The organism is Nocardia seriolae NBRC 15557, assembly GCF_007990715.1.
In the GTDB taxonomy this organism is placed as follows: domain Bacteria; phylum Actinomycetota; class Actinomycetes; order Mycobacteriales; family Mycobacteriaceae; genus Nocardia; species Nocardia seriolae.
Window position 1 is genome coordinate 13401 of the sequence record NZ_BJWY01000086.1, and the last position, 20171, is coordinate 33571.

Here is a 20171-nt window from a genome sequence, read left to right on the forward strand (position 1 = left end):
TCGTGGCATCTCTACTACCGGTCCGGTCGGACTGGTTACCCGCCGTGCGCGCCCCGGGCGCGGATCTGCTGGCCGGACTGGTCGTGGCGCTGGTCGCGCTGCCGCTGGCACTGGGCTTCGGCATCAGTTCCGGGCTCGGCGCGGCGGCCGGGCTGGCCACCGCCGTGGTGGCGGGCGCGATCGCCGCGGTGTTCGGCGGCTCCCGCTTCCAGGTGAGCGGGCCGACCGGAGCCATGACGGTGGTATTGGTGCCGATCTTCCATCTGCACGGAGCGAGCGGGGTGCTGGCCGTGGGGCTGCTGGCCGGGCTCGTGCTGGTGGTGCTCGCGGTCGCCGGGGTCGGGCGCGCGGTGCGCTACATGCCCGCCCCGGTGATCGAGGGTTTCACCGCGGGTATCGCGGTGGTCATCGCCTTGCAGCAGTTCCCGTCCGCGCTGGGCATCGCGCACGCGCACGGCGAGAAGGTGTGGCAGTCGGCCTGGGATGCGGTGCGGCAGTTCGTGTCCGGGCCCAGCTGGGTATCGCTGGCCACGGCGCTGACCGTGGCGGCGATCCTGCTGATCGGCGGCCGGTACCTGCCGCGGCTGCCGTTCGCGCTGCTGGCCGTGGTGCTGGCGACGTTGGCCGCCAAGTTGTTCCACCTCGATCTGGCGCTCATCGGTTCCATCCCGTCCGGATTGCAGGCTCCCACGCTGGGATTCGTGCATCTGGATCAGCTGGGCTCGCTGCTGGCCCCCGCCCTGGCGGTCGCGGCGCTGGCCGCGCTGGAATCGCTGCTGTCGGCCACCGCCGCCGACGCCATGGCCGTGGGTACCCGCCACAATCCCGACCGGGAGCTGCTCGGGCAGGGTCTGGCCAATATCGCCGCGCCCCTGTTCGGCGGCGTGCCCGCCACCGGGGCCATCGCGCGCACCGCGGTCAATGTGCGCTCCGGGGCACGCAGCCGGCTGGCCGCGCTGACCCACGCCGTGGTGCTGGCCGCCATCGTCTATCTGGCCTCGGGCCTGGTCGCCTCGATTCCATTGGCCGCCTTGGCCGGAGTGCTGCTGGCCACCACCGTGCGCATGGTCGAGACCGCGTCGCTGGCGGCCATCGCCCGCGCCTCCAAGGGCGACGCCGCGATCATGGCCGTCACCTTCGTGGTGACCGTGGCCATGGACCTGGTGACCGCGGTCGCGGTGGGCGTGGGCATCGCGGTGCTGCTGGCGCTGCGCTCGGTCGCCAGCTCGGCCCGGCTCCACCAGATTCCGCTCGATGACGCCGACCACCTGGCCGAGGAACACCAGTTGCTGCACGACCACATCGTGGCCTACCGCCTCGACGGGCCGCTGTTCTTCGCCGCCGCGCACCGGTTCCTGCTGGAACTGACCGAGGTCGCCGATGTGCGGGTGGTCATCCTGCGCATGTCCCACCTCACCGCCCTCGACACCACCGGCGCGCTCACCCTCAAGGACGCCGTCGGCAAGCTCGAGCACCGCGGCATCACCGTGCTCATGTCGGGTCTGCGCGCGGACCACCGGCGGCGACTGGCGGCCATCGGGGCGCTGCCCGGCGCGGGCGCGGGCCACCTGTTCGAACACACCCCCGATGCCATAGCCGTTGCCCGCGAACTCGTTTCCAGCCCAGCCGAAAGCGCCCACCGATGAGCGAACCGACCAGCCCGAATCTCCTGCAGCGTCTGCGCTACATCGCGGGCGGCACGCTGCCGCCATCGATGTCGCAGTGGGTGATCGACGATCTGACCGGGCCCGGGGCCGCGCGGCGGTACATGCTGCGCATCCTCGTCCCGATCATTCCGCCGCTGTGCCTGTTCCTGCTCATCCCCGGCCCGCTGTGGATGGGCGCGGCCATGATGGCGCTGCTGTACCTGCCGCTGATCTACTTCACCGCCGCGCTCATGTACGTCTTCCGCCGCGCCCGGCTGGCCAAGCACGGGCTCGACCCGGCCCTGGCCGACCGGCGCGAGCGCGAGCGGGCGGCCGCCGCCCATGCGGCCTACGAAAAGGCGCACGGGCGCGGCTGATTCGGCTCGGATCAGTTCAGATAGCGGGCGCTGAATTCGGCGAGGACGCCCGCACCGCTGCCCTTGACGAAATCCCACGAGAAGCTCAGCTGCTTGACGTCGGCGTAGGCGCGGGTGCCCGGGGCCGTCGCGATGTCGGTGCGCGCCGGAATCATCTTGTGGGCGGCCGCGATCCGCTGCGCCTCGGGGGTGAACATGTAGTCCACCAAGGCTTTCGCGGCCGCGGGATTGCGCGTGGTGTTGAGGATGAACACCGGCCGCGGGGTGATCACGGTGCCCGAGGCCGGTGAGATGACCCGCAGCGGAACGCCTTTGGCCGCGGCGTCGTAGGCGGCGTAGTCCACCCCGCCCAGGATGACGGCGTAGTTGGCCGCGGTGACCTCGTCCAGCGCGGGCCCGTTGCCGCCACGCACCGTCATGCCGTTGCCGAACAGGCTGTCGAACATGGCCCAGGTGCGGTCCTTGCCCCACGCGCTGACCATGGCCGCGAGCAGGTCACGGGCGGTGCCGGATTCGCGCGGGTCCGGCATGATCACCTTGCCGCGGAATTCGGGGGCCGCAAGATCGGCCCAGTCATTGGGCAGGCGCGGGCTCAGCTTGGAATTGACCACCATGGTCAGCGCCGACCCGTCGCGGCCGATGAACCCGTGGTCCTTGCCGAGCCAGCCGTCATGGATCCGGTCGGCCCCGCGCGGTGTGTAGGGCAGCGTGCGGCCGTCGAGGGCGTACTGGGCCGCAGGAATCCACGACGCCAGATACACCACGTCCGCGACCGGGTGTGCGGCCTCCTTGTCGAGTTTGGCCACCACCCGGCCGGTCTCGCCGTTGAAGGTGGCGACCTTGACCCCCGACGCCTTGGTGAACGACGCCAGCAGCTCGTCGCCGAGGTCCTGCGGATTCGCCGAATACAGCGTGAGCTCGCCCGACAGCCCGGGCGGGGCGGTCCACGAACTGGTAACGGCGGGAGCCGAATTCGGTTCGGGATGCCTGCCGCAGGCGGCGGTCGCGAGTGCCGAGGTGACGGCGGCCGCGACGAAAGCGCGGCGGGAGAGCGGCATTCCGCGGAACCCTTTCCCGAAGGACCCCGAGATGGTCCGGGTTCCACAGCAGATCTGGCCGCGGAAGATTAAGCCGCGCCCCCGACCCGGCGGGGAGGTTTGGGTGAACAGAAGGTGACAAGTCCGGGCGGGTTGCCCGGAGGCGGTGAGATGTGTCACAGTTTGGTAGCGCTTCGCCTCAATTGCCGCAAACGCTTTTCAATTTCTTTGGACTGTCTTTACGATTACCTGCGGTCTGCCAAGCGTCGTGGTTCTCCAGCCTCGCCCGCCGCTGCCTCTCGATGCCAGTACATGTTGACCGATGAACCGGGCGGCCGCGCCGTGCCGGCGAAGGAGAAATATGTCCACCGACACCGATCAGCCTCCACGGACGTCGCTTCCCAGCCTCACCACCGTGTTCCGCCACGATCTACCCGCCTCGCTCGTCGTCTTCCTGGTCTCGCTGCCGCTGTCCATCGGCATCGCCGTGGCCGCGGGCGCGCCGGTCGCCGCCGGACTCATCGCCGCCGTGGTGGGCGGTGTGGTCGCGGGGCTCTTCGGCGGATCCACCCTCCAGGTCAGCGGGCCCACCGCCTCGCTGACCGTGGTGGTCGCCGAATCCATCAACCAATTCGGCTGGGCGGCCACCTGTTTCATCACCGTTCTGGCGGGCGGGTTGCAAATCCTGTTCGGGCTCAGCCGGATCGCGCGCGCCGTACTGGCCATCGCGCCGGTGGTGGTGCACGCCATGCTCGCCGGGATCGGCATCGCGCTGGAACAGGTGCACGTGCTCATGGGCGGGGATTCGCTGACCTCGTCCTGGGACGCCTTGGTCGCGCTGCCGCACCAGCTGGCCTCGGTGCACGCCGGTGATCTGTGTATCGGGTTGGTGGTGATCGCGATTCTGGTCGGCTGGCGGCACCTGCCCGAACCGGCGCGCAAGGTGCCCGCGCCGCTGGTCGCGGTCGTGGTGGCCACCGGTCTGGCCCGGGTGCTGCCGGTGCGGGTCGAGCACATCTCCATCGACGGCTCGCTGCTGCGGGAACTGCACCTGCCGCAGGTGCCGCACGGCAGCTGGGCGCAGGTCGCGCTGATGGCGGTCACCATCGGGCTCATCGCCAGCGTGGAGACTCTACTATCGGCCGTGGCGGTGGACCGGATGCGCCACAACAGCGCGCGCCGAACCGATCTGGACCGCGAACTGCTCGGGCAGGGCGCGGCCAACATGGTCTCCGGCCTGATCGGCGGGCTGCCGGTGGCGGCGGTCATCGTGCGCAGCATCACCAATGTCAAGGCGGGGGCGCGCACCAAGGTCGCGACCATGCTGCACGGGGTGTGGATCCTGCTGTTCTCGGTGGCGCTGGTCGGGGTGGTGCGCTCGATTCCCAAGGCCGCGCTGGCCGGACTGCTCATTGTGGTCGGCATCCAGCTGATCAAGCTCGCCCACATCCGCCGCGCCCAGCGCACCGGAGATCTGGTGGTGTACGCGGCCACCGCCTTCGTGGTGGTGTTCTGGAATCTGTTGCTGGGCATGCTGGTCGGGCTCGCGCTGGCCTTCGCGCTGCTGCTGTGGCGGGTGGTGCGGGTGACGGTGACGGCGCAGGAGACCGACGCGCTGCGCTGGCGGGTGAGCATCGACGGCAGCTTCACCTTCCTGGCACTGCCCGAGCTGACGGCCGAACTGGCGAAGATACCGCCGGGCGCGGACGCCGAGATCGAGCTCACCGTCGACTTCATGGACCATGCCGCCTGCGACGCGCTGCAGGACTGGGCCGAGCAGCACCGAAGTGACGGCGGCACAGTGGAATTCATCGAGGTCGGCGCGGTGCGCATGGCCGATGCCGCGGACGGGCCGCCCGCGCGCGGGCACTCCCGCCACCTGCTCGACGAGGTACTGGGGCCGTGGCGGCGCAGCGCCAATGACGTGGACCGGATCGTGGCGGGCGTGGCGGCCTACCACCGCAGCCACGCGCACGTCATGCGGCCGCACCTGGGGGTGCTGCGCGACGGTCAGGAACCCGACTCGCTTTTCGTCACGTGCGCGGATTCGCGGGTGGTGCCCAATGTCATCACCAGCAGCGGGCCCGGCGACCTGTTCACGGTGCGCAATGTGGGCAATCTGATTCCGCGCGACGCCCAGGACTCGTCCATGGAGGCCGCGCTCATCTACGCCCTCGACAAGCTGGACGTGCGCTCGGTGGTGGTGTGCGGACACTCCGGCTGCGGGGCCATGGGTGCGCTGCACGGGGAACTGGTCACCGGCTCCCGGCTCGACGACTGGCTCGCGCACGCCCGGCCCAGCCTCGAGCGCTTCCGGCTCGGGCATCCGGTGGCCACGGCGGCCCGGGCGGCGGGGTTCGGGCCGATCGATCAGCTGGGGATGGTGAATGTGGCCGTGCAACTGGAGACGCTGTACGCGCATCCGGTGGTGCGGCGCGGCGTCGAGGAGCGCGGGGTGGTGCTCTCGGGGCTGTTCTTCGATATCGCGACCGCACGCGTGGTCGAGGTCACGGTGGACGGCATCGGAGAGATCGACGGGGTGGGGCGGGTGGCCCAGCCCGCCTGACGGTCGCGAGGCGCGCAGGGGTGTGGACCCGTAAGGGTTCACACCCCTTTAACTTTGGGGCACAACTTTTCTCAGGCTTTGCTAAGCCTTTACTCTTAGTCTTGGCACTGCTCGTCCGGTGAGTCTGCGGCCAGAGCTGTCCGCAGCCTTTATTCGATGCCCCCTGTACATGCTCGCTTAGGAGCGAAATGTCTCGCGACACCGATTCACCGCCAGGCAGAACCGCCGGCAGGCTCGACACCCTGCTGCGCCATGATCTCCCTGCATCCCTCGTTGTCTTCCTCGTCGCCTTGCCGCTCTCGCTCGGCATCGCGGTCGCCTCCGGCGCGCCCATCGCCGCCGGACTCATCGCCGCCGTCGTCGGCGGCGTGGTGGTCGGCCTGCTCGGCGGATCCCCGCTACAGGTCAGCGGTCCGGCCGCGGGCCTGACCGTGGTGGTCGCCGAGACCATCAACCGATTCGGATGGAAAACAGCCTGTTTCATCACCGTGCTGGCCGGCGGGCTGCAAATCCTGTTCGGGCTCAGCCGGATCGCGCGCGCGGCGCTGGCCATCGCGCCGGTGGTGGTGCACGCCATGCTCGCCGGGATCGGCATCACCATCGCGCTGCAGCAGCTGCACGTGCTGCTGGGCGGGTCGTCCCACAGTTCGGCCTTGCAGAACCTGATTCAGCTGCCGCGCGAACTGGGCAGCATCCACGGTGCCGACTTCCTGATCGGGCTCGTCGTCATCGCCATCATGCTGAGCTGGAAGTACGTCCCCGGGGTGCTGCGGGTGCTGCCCGGACCGCTGGTCGCCGTGGTGACCGGCACCGTGCTGTCGCTGGTGCTGCCCGGCGAACCCGACCGAATCGTCTTGAGCGGCTCGCTGTTCGACGCCATCGGGCTGCCGGGGCTGCCCTCGGGCGATTGGGGCGCGGTGGTGCTCGCGGCACTGACCATCGCCCTGATCGCCAGCGTGGAGAGCCTGCTGTCCGCGGTCGCCGTGGACAAGATGCACACCGGGCCGCGCACCAACTTCGACCGGGAGCTGGTCGGGCAGGGTGCGGCCAATGTGGTCTCCGGCGCGCTCGGCGGGCTGCCGGTCACCGGCGTCATCGTGCGCAGCGCCACCAATGTGCAGGCCGGTGGCCGCACCCGCGCGGTGGCACTGCTGCACGGGGTGTGGATTCTGGTGTTCTCGGTGGCGCTGGTCGGGCTGGTGCAGCAGATTCCGAAATCGGCGCTGGCCGGTCTGCTCATCGTGGTCGGCATCCAGCTGGTCAAGCTGGCGCACATCAAGCTGGCCCGGCGCACCGGTGATCTGCTGGTGTACCTGGCGACCCTGGTCGCCGTGGTGTTCCTGAACCTGCTCGAGGGCGTGATCATCGGCCTGGCAATAGCTTTCGGCCTGCTGCTGTGGCGGGTGGTGCGGGTCGTGGTGAGTGCCGCCCCGGTGGCCGGGACCGACCGCTGGCTGGTCGCCATCGACGGCACCTGCACCTTCCTGGCGCTGCCCAAGCTCTCGGCCGAGCTGGCGAAGGTGCCCACCGGTGCGGACGTGCTGGTGGAGATGAGCGTCGACTTCCTCGATCACGCCGGGTACGAGGCCATCCACGATTGGGCGCGCCAGCACGAGAACACCGGCGGCACGGTCGAATTCGTGGAACTGGGCACCGCGCACATGGCGCACGCCCTGAGCGGGCCGCCGGTCCGGGGCCGCGCCCGCACCCTGCTCGACGACGCGCTGCGGCCGTGGCGCGCCGGTGAGGGCAATCCGATCACCAACGGCGTGCGGGCCTTCCACCGCCGCAACGCCCACGTGGTGCGCCCGCACCTCGACGAACTGCGCGACACCCAGAATCCGCACTCACTCTTCCTGACCTGCGCGGATTCGCGGATCGTGCCGAACGTCATCACCAACAGCGGGCCCGGTGACCTGTTCACCATCCGCAATGTCGGCAATATCGTCGCCCCCGGCGGCCGCGACGCCTCCATCGAGGCCGCGCTCGCCTTCGCCATCGACGAACTCCAGGTCGACAATGTGGTGGTGTGCGGGCATTCGGCCTGCGGTGCGATGAAGGCGCTGGTCGCGGGCGGGGCGACCGGTCCCGGCCTGGGGAACTGGCTCGTCCACGGCCGTGCCAGCCTGGACCGCTTCCACTCCGACGACCCGGTCGCCGCCGCGGCCGCCCGCGCCGGATTCGGTGTGGCCGACCAGCTCTCGATCGTCAATGTCGCCGTCCAGGTGGACACCCTGCGCTCGCATCCGGTGGTCCGCCGTGCCATGGCCGAACGCGGTCTGAAGGTCTCGGGCCTGTTCTTCGACATCGGGCCCGCCCGAGTCCTGGAGGTCACCGCGGCGGGCATCGCCGAAATCGATGCCCCCGAACTGGCGGCCTTGGCACCGACCCACTAGAACCGGACAACACTGGCGCGGGCATCCCGGAACGGGGGCCCGCGCCGGTGTGTTTCGGATGTGGCGCGTCAGCCGTTGCGGGCGTCTCGTGCGGGCCGCGTAATCGGCCCGGGGTGGCGCAGATGCTCGGTCAGCGCCCAGGCGACCCCCGCCCATGCCAATGAGAATGGCAGCAGGGCAACGTAATTCGCGGGCTGGCGGACCGCGGCCAGCACCAGGGCCAGGGCGGACAGCCACACCATCGCCAGTGCGATGCGGCGATGGAAACGCCCGGCCCGGCGGTAGGCACGCCGATGCGCACGGCGTGCCGTGGCGTCCACGGTCAGGGCGCCCACCAGCAGGGCGACCGCGTATCCACCGATGAGGATGGTCTCGATGGCGGGACTCACGGCGTCAGGCTACGGCCGCACTCGGTGGTGATCTTGGAGCGACGCGCCGCACCGGCTCTTCGGCCGAGCCCGGGCGCGTCGGCGCGGCGGGAGTGCGCGGGCGGCATTACGCTGAGCCCGCCTCGCCGCGGTCGAATCGGTCGCACGGGCGGTTCGGGGGGAACGGCCCAATGCCGCAGGAAAACGTGACATTGTTGGGTGACCACCCTGGGTAGTAATCACCGTGAGTCGGCCGGATCGGAGTCGGATGGAAATGGTTGCGCAGCCCCCTGTTTCACAGGCCCTGGTGCCCGGCACCGAGCTGCTGCGCCCGCAGTGGCTGGCCGAACGGATCGCCGACATGGGGATCTCGTGGGGGACTGCCAACTCGCGGGTGTCGGGGACGCTGTGGTGGTGCATGGCCGCCTCGTCCCTGGTGGATCCGATCGTGGCGGCCGTCGCCTCGGGACAGCCCGCCTTCGACCCGGCCCTCGAGCACATCGGCCTCGAAATCCGGCCCGACGGCGGTGTGGAGCGGGTCGTTCCGGAACCGCACGCCTACGCGGTGGCGCTCGGCACCGGCCTCGTCGCCACCGGCCCGGTCGCGAGCGCCGCCACCGACCAGGGCTCCGGTGTCGTGGACGGCCCGGCGAATTGCGCTCACCCCGAGCCGCATTCGGCCGCCTGCTGTGCCACCACGCCGATCGGCCAGGCCCTGCGCCACACCCTGTCGCGGGTCATCCCGGTGGTCGGCGAGGTCTCCGGTGCGGGCATCCCCTCGCTCTGGGCGATCGTGGCCGACGCCATCGGCAATCGCGCCCTCGATATCGGGGCCGCCGATGCCGGAGCCCGCCTGGCCCGTGATGTCGCCGGGCGTCTGCCCGTGCCGCGTTTCCAGGACATCGGTGGCCGCACCTTCGTGCGGCGGATCTCCTGCTGCCTGGTCTTCGAGGTCCCCGGCTGCGAGATGTGCACCAGCTGCCCCAAGCGCCCCGCGCCGGAACGTGAAGCCCTTCTTGCCGAGCTCGCCGCCCGCGGCTGACCGCCTCGGCCGTTCGCGCGGTGGTGCGCCGGTCGCGCGAAACGCCCTGCACCGCAGTGGGAAGCGTCGCGGGGGACCAGCCGAGGCGGTCGGCGGTTCCACCCCGGTTGCCCGCACCGCCGGTCGAGGCCCGGTATCCGGCCGGATCGGAGCAGGTCAGACGGATACCGGCGGCGGGCCCGGGCGGTGGTGACGTGGCCGGGCCGGTCCATCGGCGCGGGGTCGCGGGCGTGCCGATAGAGTGGTGGCCGCCGGAGCTATGTGTTTCGTGACCGGCCACGATCGCGGGGAGGCGACCTCCTCGCACCAGACCTGGCGGGACCCCTCGCCGATGACGATGCCAAGGAGTGCGCAGCCGTGACCACCCCAGCCCAGCAGACCCCAGTCGCCCGCGTCCGGGTTCCGGCTGGGACTACCGCCGGGGCCGCGGTGCGCGAGGCGGACCTGCCGCGCAAGGGTCCGGCCGCGGTCATCGTGGTGCGCGACGCCGAGGGCGCGCTCAAGGATCTGACCTGGGTGCCCGAGACCGACACCGAGGTCGAGGTCGTGACCGCCGATTCCGCGGACGGGCGCAATGTGATCCGGCATTCGGCCGCGCACGTGCTGGCCCAGGCCGTGCAGGCCGAGTTCCCCGAGGCCAAACTGGGTATCGGCCCGTTCATCAAGGACGGCTTCTACTACGACTTCCAGGTGGACCGGCCGTTCACGCCCGAGGATCTGGCCAAGCTGGAGTCCCGGATGAAGAAGATCATCAAAGGCGCGCAGCGGTTTTCGCGCCGGGTGGTCGAGGTCGAGGAGGCCCGGGTCGAGCTGGCCAAGGAGCCGTTCAAGCTCGAGCTCATCTCCGACAAGTCCGGCATCGACGATCCGGAGGTCATGGAGGTCGGCGGCAAAGAGCTGACCATCTACGACAACCTGGACCCGCGCACCGGCGAGAAGGTGTGGGGCGACCTGTGCCGCGGCCCGCACCTGCCGACCACCAAGTACATTCCGGCGTTCAAGCTGACCCGGTCCAGCGCCGCCTACTGGCGTGGTGACCAGTCGCGCGAGGATCTGCAGCGCATCTACGGCACCGCGTGGGAATCCACCGAGGCCCAGGACGAGTACCTGCACCTGCTCGAAGAGGCCGAGAAGCGCGATCACCGCAAGCTCGGCCTGGAGCTGGACCTGTTCTCCTTCCCCGACGAGCTGGGTTCGGGCCTGCCGGTGTTCCACCCCAAGGGCGGCATCATCCGCAAGGAGCTCGAGGACTACTCGCGCCGCCGCCACATCGCGGCGGGCTACGAGTTCGTCAACACCCCGCACATCACCAAGGGCCACCTGTTCGAGGTCTCCGGCCACCTGGACTGGTACCGCGACGGCATGTTCCCGGCCATGCACCTCGACGCCGAACTCAACGAGGACGGCTCGGTGCGCAAGCCCGGCCAGGACTACTACGTCAAGCCGATGAACTGCCCGATGCACAACCTGATCTTCCGGTCGCGCGGGCGCTCCTACCGCGAACTGCCCTTGCGCATGTTCGAATTCGGCTCGGTGTACCGCTACGAGAAGTCCGGCGTGGTGCACGGTCTGACCCGGGTGCGCGGCATGACGCAGGACGACGCGCACATCTACTGCACCAAGGAGCAGATGCACGCGGAGCTCACCTCCACGCTGCAGTTCGTGCTCTCGCTGCTGCGCGACTACGGTCTCGACGACTTCTACCTCGAGCTGTCCACCAAGGACCCGAAGAAGTTCGTGGGCTCCGACGAGCTGTGGGAGGAGGCCACCGAGACCCTGCGCAAGGTGGCCACCGACTCCGGTCTGGAGCTGGTGCCGGATCCGGGCGGCGCGGCGTTCTACGGTCCGAAGATCTCGGTGCAGGCCAAGGACGCGCTGGGCCGCACCTGGCAGATGTCGACCATTCAGCTGGACTTCAACCTGCCCGAGCGGTTCGAGCTGGAGTACACCGGTTCCGACGGTGCCAAGCACCGGCCGGTCATGATCCACCGCGCGCTCTTCGGTTCCATCGAGCGTTTCTTCGGTGTGCTCACCGAGCACTACGCGGGCGCGTTCCCGGCGTGGCTGTCGCCGGTGCAGGTGGTCGGCATCCCGGTCGCCGAGGCGTTCGCCGAGCACCTCGACGGCGTGATCGAGGCGTTGCGCGACAACAACATCCGCGCCGAGGTCGACCGCAGCGACGACCGCATGCAGAAGAAGATCTTCAACCAGACCGCGCAGAAGATCCCGTTCCAGCTGCTGGCCGGCGCGCGGGATGTGGAGAACAACGCGGTCAGCTTCCGCTTCCGCGACGGCACCCAGGTCAACGGTGTGCCGGTGGCCGACGCGGTGGCCACCATCACCGACTGGATTCAGCGGCGCGAGAACGCATCTCCGACCGCGGAGGGCTTCGAGATCCGCAAAGGCGATCAATGAGTGAACCGACCGCGCCCGCTCGGCAGAATCACGCAGTCGATCAGATCGTGGATACCGGTGCCGGAGACCCCGACCGCCTGCAGCGGCTGTGGACCCCGCACCGGATGTCCTACATCACCGGCGAGGCCGAGGAACGCAAGGCGCCCAAGAAGACCGGGCACCCGTTCACCGACATCCCGGAGATGTCGGACGAGGACGGGCTGATCATCGCGCGCGGGCAGTGGGTGTACGCGGTACTGAACCTGTACCCGTACAACCCCGGTCACACCATGGTGGTGCCGTATCGGCGGGTGGCCAACCTGGAGGATCTGACGCCGGAGGAGAGCGCCGAGCTGATGGCGTTCACCCAGCAGGCGATTCGGGTCATGAAGCAGGTGTCGCGGCCCGAGGGCTTCAATGTCGGCCTCAATCTCGGTGGTGTTGCCGGTGGTTCACTCGCCGATCACCTGCATCAACATATCGTGCCGCGCTGGAGTGGGGACGCCAATTTCATTACCGTCGTCGGCGGAGTGAAGGTGATGCCGCAGCTGCTCAGGGAGACCCGGGCGCTGCTGGCACGGGCGTGGAAGGAAGCCGACTAGGCATGAGCCGAGGACACAGCACGAAAGGACATGGGGTAACGGCGTGCTGAGCTTCTTCGGTCGCGAGACGGTCTCGAAAGCGACTGCGCCGCTGGGTAAAGCGCTGGTGAGCACGGGGCTCACCCCCGATGCCATGACGCTGATCGGCACCACCGCCTCGATCGCGGCGGCGGTGACGCTGTTCCCGACCGGTCACCTGTTCTGGGGAACCATGGTGATCTGGCTGTTCGTCATGTTCGACATGCTCGACGGGGCCATGGCGCGGGCGCGCGGCGGCGGCACGAAATACGGTGCGGTGCTCGACGCCAGCTGTGACCGGGTGGCCGACGGGGCCATCTTCGCGGGTCTGGCCTGGTGGGCGGTGTACCACGAGAACTCCAAGCACCTGTTCGTGGCCACATTGGTGGTGCTGGTGACCTCGCAGGTCATCTCCTACGTCAAGGCGCGCGCGGAAGCCTCCGGGCTCTCGGCCGACGGCGGGCTCATCGAACGGCCGGACCGGTTGATCATCGTGCTGGTCGGGGCCGGATTCACCGGTATCGGCGGCTATTACGGCATCGAGTGGCTGTCGTACGCGGTGTACGCCGCCATGTACGCGCTCGCCGTGCTCAGCATCATCACCGTCCTGCAGCGGGTGCTGGCGGTGCGCAACTCGCCCGGCGCCCGCGACATTCTCGCCCCCGTGGCGAAGGTTCCGGAGGAACCGCAGCGGTGACCACCGATTTCACGTCCGCGATGACCGACAAGGCGTACGCGGCCGGTTGGCGTGTCGTACGCGCGCTGCCGGAAGGCATGGTGCGCAAGGGATTCGACGCCGGGGGTACCTTCGCGGCCCGGCGGTCGAACCGGAAGGCGCACCGGGGGCAGCCGAACATGTTGCGGCGCAACCTGGCCCGGGTGCTGGGGACCGCCCCGGACGCGGTGCCCGACAGCCTGACCGAGGCGAGCATGCGGTCCTATGCCCGCTACTGGCGCGAGGCATTCCGGCTGCCGTCGATGGGCCACGAGGCGCTGGGGCGACTGCACGTCGGCGGCACCGAGCATCTCGAGGCGGCGCTCGAACGCGGCAAGGGCGTCCTGCTGGTGCTCCCGCACTCGGGCAACTGGGATATGGCCGGGGTGTGGCTGGTGCAGAACCACGGCCAGTTCTCCACCGTCGCCGAGCGTTTGAAGCCGGAGGCGCTGTTCGAGCGGTTCGTCGAATACCGGGAGAGCCTGGGCTTCGAGGTGTTCCCGCTCACCGGCGGCGAGCAGCCGCCGTTCCCGCAGCTGGCGGATCGGCTGCGGCGGAACAAGGTCGTGTGCCTGATGGGGGAACGCGACATCACCGGCAAGGGTGTGCCGGTCACCATGTTCGGCGAACGCACCTGGGTGCCCGCCGGGGCGGCCAAGCTGGCGGCCGAGACCGGCGCGGCGCTGCTGCCCGTGCACTGCTGGTTCACCGAGGACGCCGACGGCACCGAGGGCTGGGGCATGGAGGTCTTCGCGCCCATCGATGTCACGCCCGGCATCGCCCCCGCAACCCAGGCGCTGGCCGACGTGTTCGCCGCCAATATCGCGGCCCACCCCGCCGACTGGCACATGTTGCAGCCCATGTGGGAAAGTGACTTGTCGCAGGCCAGATTGGATCGCATCGCGGCCGCGCAACAGAAGCTGGGGTACGACGCGCCACGCGCGCAGAGCAATCGGGAACCGGTGGCCGACACCGGCGCCGAGGGGTCACGGGGAACAGGGGCGCTATGAGGATCGGCATGGTCTGCCCGTACTCGTTCGATGTGCCGGGCGGGGTGCAAGCACATGTCGTGGAATTGGCGCAGGTGCTCATCGAGCGCGGGCACAAGGTGAGCGTGCTCGCGCCCGCCGCCGACGACACGCCGCTGCCCGACTTCGTGGTGTCCGCAGGTAAGGCCGTGGCGATTCCCTACAACGGGTCGGTGGCGCGACTGTCGTTCGGGCCCACCGCCTATACCCGCATCCGCCGCTGGATCGCCGAGAACGACTTCGACGTGCTGCACATTCACGAGCCCAACGCGCCGAGTCTGTCCATGCTGGCATTGAAGATCGCGGAGGGGCCGATCGTGGCCACCTTCCACACCTCGACCACGAAATCGTTGGTGCTCAGTACCTTTCAGGGCGTGCTGCGGCCGTATCACGAGAAGATCAGCGGCCGGATCGCGGTGAGCGAGCTGGCGCGGCGCTGGCAGGTGGAGGCACTCGGCGGGGACGCCGTCGAGATCCCCAACGGTGTCGACGTGCCCGCGTTCGCGCACGCGCCGCTGCTGGAAGGCTATCCGCGGCAAGGGAAGTCGGTGCTGTTCCTGGGCCGGTTCGACGAGCCGCGCAAGGGCATGGAGGTATTGCTCGGCGCGCTCCCGGAACTGGTGCGCCGCCATCCCGATCTGGAATTGCTGATCGTCGGGCGCGGTGACGAGGACCGGCTGCGGCGCGAGGCCGGGGACAATGCCGGGCATCTGCGCTTCCTGGGGCAGGTCTCCGACGCGGAGAAGGCGTCGGCCATGCGCAGCGCCGACGTCTACTGCGCGCCCAACCTGGGCGGTGAGAGCTTCGGGATCGTGCTGGTCGAGGCCATGGCCGCCGGAACCGCCGTGGTGGCAAGCGATCTCGACGCGTTCCGCCGCGTGCTGCGCGACGGCACTGCGGGCATGCTGGTGCCGGTCGGCGACTCGGATCTGCTGGCCGAGGCCATCGACACCATGCTCACCGACGACGCTCGGCGCGAGGAATACATCCGCACCGCCAATCAGGTTGTCGGCGAATACGACTGGCCGGTGGTGGCCGAGCAGATTCTGCGCGTCTACGAAACCGTCACCGTCGGCGACGTCCGCGTCAGGACCGCCGGATGATCACTTTCTCCGCGACCACCATCCTGGTCCTCACCCTCATCGCGGCCCTGCTCATCACCGCCGCAGTCTGGGCCTACACCACGGCGAACCGCCTGGACCGCCTGCACGTCCGCACCGATCAGGCCCGCCACGCCCTGGACGCTGCCCTGGCCCGCCGCGCGGTGGTGGCCCGCTCGATCGCGACGACCCTGGCCGGTCTCTACGACCCGGCCCTGGTCGAGCAGGCCCGCCGCCTCACGGCACTGGCCGACCGCGCCGAACGCTCCAACTGGCGCGACCGCGAAACCGTCGAAAACCAGCTCGCCGCGGCCCTTTCCGCCGTCGATATCGCCCTGCTGCCCCCACAGCTGGTGGCCGAGCTCGCCGACGCCGAGGCCCGCGTCCTCATCGCTCGCCGCTTCCACAACGACGCCGTCCGCGACACCCTCGCCCTGCGCACCCGCCGCCTGGTCCGCTGGGTCCATCTCGCGGGTACCGCCCCCCTGCCCACCTACTTCGAAATCGCCGAACGCGTAACCGCCGCGGCCTCAACGGGTCTCGACGTCGACACCGTCCGCACCTCGGCCCGCGTGGTCCTCGTCGACGAACAGGACCGAGTCCTCCTCCTCCAGGGCGTAGACCCCAAGGTCCCCGACGTCCCCTTCTGGTTCACCATCGGTGGCGGCGTCAACCCCGGTGAAACCCTGCGCGAAGCCGCAATCCGCGAACTCTACGAAGAAACCGGCTACCCCGCCGACTCCTCCTCCCTCCGCGGCCCCCTCTGGCGCCGAGTCGCCGTCTTCCCCTTCAACGGCGAACTCATCCGCTCCGAAGAACTCTTCTTCGCCCTACGCGCCAAGAACTTCGAAGTAAACCCCGCCAACCTCGACTACGTAGAACGCCGCTCCATCAAAGCCAACAAATGGTGCACCCCCACCGACATAGCCCACCTCGACCACTCCGGCGAAACCGTCTACCCCTACCACCTCGACAACCTCCTCCCCGAAGCTATCGCCGCCGCCGACTCCGACACCGACCCCGAAGTCCGCTCCATCCGCTGACGGACCGATCCACGGGGTCAGCTCCTGCGAACAACTTCCATGAGTGATGACCGGCTGCCCTGGCCCACCGAGCCCGACGCTGCCCGCCGGGCCGCAGCGGTGGCGCGAATGCGAGAAATGGTCGCCACCGGCGAGATCGACCTCACCCTGCTCGAGCGTCCATCTGCGGAGTCAAGCCGCGCGGGCGCGGACGAGTTCCACGATCATCGGTAGATCCGCCATGGTGAGCGGTCGGTCGACCGGCTTGTTCAGGTCTTGTTCGATGAGCCACCGAATGTATTCCGACTGACTCATGCCGCGTTCCCGGGCGCGATTCTTCAACCGGCGGTCTTGAGTCGCAGTCAGCTTCACCGACCGCGGAATGTTGGCCAGTTCGGATTCGGCGCCTTCCGGGGGCAGCAGCACCTGTGCCTGGTCGGTCTGAATCTTCAGCCGCGCCGTCAGTTCCATGATCTGTTCGGGGTTCATGTTGTCGAAATCGTTTGCCGGATCAGTCATTGCGGGCCTCCCATGCTTCAAAGTCGGCGACCAGCTCACTGGACGGACGGCTGGCATTGATGATGAAGATATCGCGGCCATCGATTCGTGCGAGCAGTACCAGTGGTTCCCCGGAGTCGGTCCGGCCGATCAACACCGATGGCTTCAGCCCGGTCGTGTCGTCGACGGCGGGCATGAACCAGATTCGGCGCTCACCTCGTAGCCAGGCGGACAGCAGGTCGGCTACGTCGTCGAAGTCGATCCCTGACAGTGCCAGGAGTCGCGTCAGGCCCCAGTACCAGGTGATAGCCACATCTCAGACTACCATAGACTACTTTGGACTACGGCTGGAATTCCGTGTCCGCGGAGTGGGACCGGGGACGGAAACCGGGCTGTTTCAATGTCTCGGCGGGCTACGGTGGGGTGATCAATGGTGATCTGTGGCAAGGAAATACGGCATGAAGTTGATGTATGCACTGTGGGGTGAGGGGCTGGGGGAGCGGCTGCGGGGGGAGGAGCTGCGGAAGGAGTTGGCGGGGGTCGGGGCTACTCGGTTGCAGGTGAATGTGCGGGATGAAGACGTGGCGGCGGCGCAGGTTCGGCACCGTACGTACGAGTCGCCGATTTCCGCGATCGTGAGTGTGTGGACCGAGGGGGAGGTCGAGGCCGTGACGGCTGTGCTGCGGGCCGTGGCGGAGGAGGTCAACGGGTGGGTGGTGGAGGAGCGGCGGCCTATCGAGCCGCCGGAGGTCGGGGATGGGGTGCGGACCGAGGCGCTGGTGAATTTCGCGATTCTGCGGATTCCGGAGGAGCTGACTCGGGAGGAGTGGCTGCATCGGTGGCATGTGCTGCATACGCCGGTGGCCATCGAGACGCAGGCCACCTTCGGGTATGTGCAGAACACGGTCAGCGAATCGATTACGCCGGGCAAGCGGGTGGACGCCCTCGTCGAGGAGTTGTTCCCGATGGGGGCGATGACCAGTGCGCACGAGTTCTACGGGAGTGGCGGTGACGATGCCGAATTGCAGCGGCGCGTGACTCGGCTGATGGAGAGCGTGGTGAGCTTCGGGGCGCACCTGAATCTGGATCTGGTGCCGACCAGCCGGTACGTCTTCGGCCTGGGGTGACCGGTAGCGGCGGAAACTTTCCCGTGATCCGCGGCGCATTCTCCGCTAGGGTCCTGGGAAGGTTTGCCGCGCAACCGAATCGGCGGACCGTGTGTGGAAGGTGGAAAGTTCTTCGTGTCTTACCTGCTCTATGACTTTCTCGAGCCGTTGATGGGTCCGGCTGCGGCCGAATACTGGGCGACGATCTTCGTCATCGGGCCGCTGTAATAGCGGCGCGGTAACCCTGGGGCTGTGACGCCCGTCATCCGGTGTGGGGCGGGCAGTCCAGTCGTGTCGGACTGGCTATGAAGTGGCCTGAAACCGCAGCCTAGAATCGACGTGTTCGATTCCGAGCGATCCGATGCGATCCGATTGGCCCACATGACCCAGGAGTTTGCCGTGACCACGCCCGACACCACCCCGACCATCGGTACCGCCCGCGTCAAGCGCGGCATGGCCGAGATGCTGAAGGGCGGTGTGATCATGGATGTCGTCACGCCGGAGCAGGCCAAGATCGCCGAAGACGCGGGTGCCGTCGCGGTCATGGCGCTCGAGCGGGTCCCGGCCGATATCCGCGCCCAGGGCGGCGTGTCCCGGATGTCGGATCCGGACATGATCGACGGCATCATCAACGCCGTCTCCATCCCGGTCATGGCCAAGGCCCGCATCGGCCACTTCGTCGAGGCGCAGATCCTGCAGTCCCTCGGCGTCGACTACATCGACGAGTCCGAGGTGCTGACCCCGGCCGACTACGCCAACCACATCGACAAGTTCGCCTTCACCGTGCCGTTCGTCTGTGGCGCGACCAACCTGGGCGAGGCGCTGCGCCGGATCACCGAGGGCGCGGCCATGATCCGCTCCAAGGGTGAGGCCGGCACCGGCGACGTCTCCAACGCCACCACCCACATGCGCACCATCCGCGCCGAGATCCGCCGCCTGACTTCGCTGTCCAAGGACGAGCTCTACGTGGCCGCCAAGGAACTGCAGGCCCCCTACGAGCTGGTGTGCGAGGTCGCCGAGACCGGCAAGCTGCCCGTCGTGATGTTCACCGCCGGCGGCATCGCCACCCCCGCCGACGCCGCCATGATGATGCAGCTCGGCGCCGAGGGCGTCTTCGTCGGTTCCGGCATCTTCAAGTCCGGCAACCCGGCCGAGCGCGCCGCCGCCATCGTCAAGGCCACCACCTTCCACGACGACCCCGACGTCCTGGCCAAGGTCTCGCGCGGCCTGGGCGAGGCCATGGTCGGCATCAATGTCGAGGAGATCCCCCAGCCCCACCGCCTCGCCGAGCGCGGCTGGTAATCGCCTGCGCGCGAACTGAATTCGGCGAAAGCCGGGTGCCCCGTACGGAGCACCCGGCTTTCGCCGTCTCCCGGCTCAGTTGCCGGTGATCTTGCTCAGATCCGTGGTGCACGTGGCCATGCCCAGCGAGCCCGTGGCGGTGTTCTCCACCAGCACCTTGTCGCCCTGCATGATCTTGCAGGTGATGGTCGCGTCGTCGGCGTCGGCGGCCGTCGCGGTGAGGGTGGCCATCTTCAGCAGGCCCGTCAGTGTGACGTCCTTGCTCCAGGGCAGCTGCGCGGTGTTGCTGGTGCCCGATCCGGTGTCGCCGGTGCTGTAGGTGATCGACGGCTTGATGTACTGGCCGTCCCCGGTCCCGGTCACCACGTAGCGGATGTCCACGGTGCGCTTGGATTCCTTGTCGACATCGTGGGCGGCCTTGCCGACCAGTGCCGTGCACGCGGCGAACGGCAGCACGATGAACAGGAGCAGTGCGCCCAGAATCCACGGCCAGATCTTGCGCTTCTTCGGTGGCGGCGGTTGCATCGGATATCCCTGGGCCGGAACACCTTGGTAGGTCATGAATCCCCTCGAATTTTCGTTTGTTGCGGTAGACCGGAGCGGAACCGTATCAGCGAGTACCGCACCGTGCACAACGGTTTGCAGGGGGTTCGGATAGGTCGGTGTATCGGTCGTTCAATCCGTCGTCGCCGGGGTAGATCGAATATTCCGGGAGGAAATTCCGGGGCGGGGACTCGCATGTCGGCGGGGTTCCATTGTGCACGAGTGACTTTCGGCCCTTGTTGGGTTGCGGGGTGGATGCTAAGCGTCAAGGGCGGGAGACGTGACGCGCGGGGGCGAGGTGGGTGGGCCATACCGGCGGCTACCTGCGTGCATACCGGCCAGCAAACTCAGCTAATTTTTCCGGACTGTACTGCGGCAAATTTACTGCCTGGTGTTTTCTCGCTAGTGTCC

18 protein-coding genes are annotated in these 20171 nt (G+C 68.6%); 13 read left to right on the forward strand and 5 right to left on the reverse strand.

The annotated features are described in order from the left end of the window. Nucleotides 1-2: 2 nt before the first annotated feature. Nucleotides 3-1646, forward strand: coding sequence for a SulP family inorganic anion transporter (locus NS2_RS23760; RefSeq protein ID WP_081986132.1), 1644 nt, complete (start codon nucleotides 3-5; stop codon nucleotides 1644-1646). After that, on the forward strand, nucleotides 1643-2023 hold the full coding sequence (locus tag NS2_RS23765; RefSeq protein ID WP_033089582.1) for a DUF5313 family protein: 381 nt from the start codon (nucleotides 1643-1645) through the stop codon (nucleotides 2021-2023). The genes NS2_RS23760 and NS2_RS23765 overlap by 4 nt, the downstream gene beginning before the upstream one ends. A gap of 11 nt (nucleotides 2024-2034) precedes the next feature. Here NS2_RS23765 and NS2_RS23770 read toward each other — a convergent pair whose 3' ends face one another. After that, the gene (locus NS2_RS23770) at nucleotides 2035-3081 is read right to left on the reverse strand and encodes an extracellular solute-binding protein (protein WP_071344034.1); all 1047 of its coding nucleotides are present in this window, start codon (nucleotides 3079-3081) and stop codon (nucleotides 2035-2037) included. Between the two features lie 340 nt (nucleotides 3082-3421). Between NS2_RS23770 and NS2_RS23775 the strand changes: the two genes are divergently transcribed. Next, the gene (locus tag NS2_RS23775; protein ID WP_033089584.1) at nucleotides 3422-5626 is read left to right on the forward strand and encodes a SulP family inorganic anion transporter; all 2205 of its coding nucleotides are present in this window, start codon (nucleotides 3422-3424) and stop codon (nucleotides 5624-5626) included. A gap of 188 nt (nucleotides 5627-5814) precedes the next feature. Further along, complete coding sequence (locus NS2_RS23780) at nucleotides 5815-8022, forward strand: SulP family inorganic anion transporter (RefSeq protein WP_033089585.1); 2208 nt, start codon at nucleotides 5815-5817, stop codon at nucleotides 8020-8022. A gap of 68 nt (nucleotides 8023-8090) precedes the next feature. Here the strand turns inward: NS2_RS23780 and NS2_RS23785 are convergent, their stop codons facing one another. Continuing rightward, complete coding sequence (locus NS2_RS23785) at nucleotides 8091-8411, reverse strand: hypothetical protein (protein WP_033089586.1); 321 nt, start codon at nucleotides 8409-8411, stop codon at nucleotides 8091-8093. A 253-nt stretch (nucleotides 8412-8664) separates the two neighbouring features. On the opposite strand from NS2_RS23785, the gene NS2_RS23790 reads away from it, so the two are divergent. The 7 genes from NS2_RS23790 (at nucleotide 8665) to NS2_RS23820 (ending at nucleotide 16332) form a co-directional block, all read left to right on the forward strand. Further along, nucleotides 8665-9432, forward strand: a complete 768-nt coding sequence (locus NS2_RS23790) for a (2Fe-2S)-binding protein (RefSeq protein WP_036550500.1) — start codon at nucleotides 8665-8667, stop codon at nucleotides 9430-9432. A 357-nt stretch (nucleotides 9433-9789) separates the two neighbouring features. Further along, nucleotides 9790-11847, forward strand: coding sequence for a threonine--tRNA ligase (gene thrS, locus NS2_RS23795; RefSeq protein ID WP_036550498.1), 2058 nt, complete (start codon nucleotides 9790-9792; stop codon nucleotides 11845-11847). Beyond that, nucleotides 11844-12428 carry an ATP adenylyltransferase gene (locus NS2_RS23800; RefSeq protein ID WP_033089589.1) on the forward strand — a complete coding sequence of 195 codons (585 nt, stop codon included), beginning with the start codon at nucleotides 11844-11846 and terminating at the stop codon, nucleotides 12426-12428. Before thrS ends, NS2_RS23800 begins: the two co-directional genes overlap by 4 nt. 43 nt (nucleotides 12429-12471) lie before the next feature. After that, nucleotides 12472-13143, forward strand: coding sequence for a phosphatidylinositol phosphate synthase (gene pgsA, locus NS2_RS23805; RefSeq protein ID WP_033089590.1), 672 nt, complete (start codon nucleotides 12472-12474; stop codon nucleotides 13141-13143). Nucleotides 13144-13163: 20 nt separating this feature from the next. Beyond that, a complete protein-coding gene (locus NS2_RS23810; RefSeq protein WP_052086757.1) occupies nucleotides 13164-14171 on the forward strand; it encodes a phosphatidylinositol mannoside acyltransferase in 1008 nt (335 codons plus the stop codon). After that, on the forward strand, nucleotides 14168-15292 hold the full coding sequence (locus NS2_RS23815; protein ID WP_033089591.1) for a glycosyltransferase family 4 protein: 1125 nt from the start codon (nucleotides 14168-14170) through the stop codon (nucleotides 15290-15292). The genes NS2_RS23810 and NS2_RS23815 overlap by 4 nt, the downstream gene beginning before the upstream one ends. Next, on the forward strand, nucleotides 15292-16332 hold the full coding sequence (locus NS2_RS23820) for an NUDIX hydrolase (RefSeq protein ID WP_033089599.1): 1041 nt from the start codon (nucleotides 15292-15294) through the stop codon (nucleotides 16330-16332). Before NS2_RS23815 ends, NS2_RS23820 begins: the two co-directional genes overlap by 1 nt. A gap of 171 nt (nucleotides 16333-16503) precedes the next feature. Here NS2_RS23820 and NS2_RS23830 read toward each other — a convergent pair whose 3' ends face one another. After that, nucleotides 16504-16830, reverse strand: a complete 327-nt coding sequence (locus NS2_RS23830; RefSeq protein ID WP_106852430.1) for a ribbon-helix-helix domain-containing protein — start codon at nucleotides 16828-16830, stop codon at nucleotides 16504-16506. Beyond that, nucleotides 16823-17122 (reverse strand): hypothetical protein, encoded by a 300-nt coding sequence (locus NS2_RS23835; RefSeq protein WP_033089593.1) that lies wholly within the window; start codon nucleotides 17120-17122, stop codon nucleotides 16823-16825. The genes NS2_RS23830 and NS2_RS23835 overlap by 8 nt, the downstream gene beginning before the upstream one ends. Nucleotides 17123-17267: 145 nt before the next feature. Between NS2_RS23835 and NS2_RS23840 the strand changes: the two genes are divergently transcribed. Both NS2_RS23840 and pdxS read left to right on the forward strand, forming a co-directional pair. Then, on the forward strand, nucleotides 17268-17936 hold the full coding sequence (locus NS2_RS23840) for an EthD domain-containing protein (RefSeq protein ID WP_033089594.1): 669 nt from the start codon (nucleotides 17268-17270) through the stop codon (nucleotides 17934-17936). A gap of 378 nt (nucleotides 17937-18314) precedes the next feature. After that, nucleotides 18315-19217 carry a pyridoxal 5'-phosphate synthase lyase subunit PdxS gene (pdxS, locus tag NS2_RS23845; protein ID WP_033089600.1) on the forward strand — a complete coding sequence of 301 codons (903 nt, stop codon included), beginning with the start codon at nucleotides 18315-18317 and terminating at the stop codon, nucleotides 19215-19217. A gap of 75 nt (nucleotides 19218-19292) precedes the next feature. On the opposite strand, the gene NS2_RS23850 is transcribed toward pdxS, so the two are convergent. Next, complete coding sequence (locus NS2_RS23850) at nucleotides 19293-19742, reverse strand: MmpS family transport accessory protein (protein WP_158660798.1); 450 nt, start codon at nucleotides 19740-19742, stop codon at nucleotides 19293-19295. Between the last annotated feature and the right edge of the window lie 429 nt (nucleotides 19743-20171).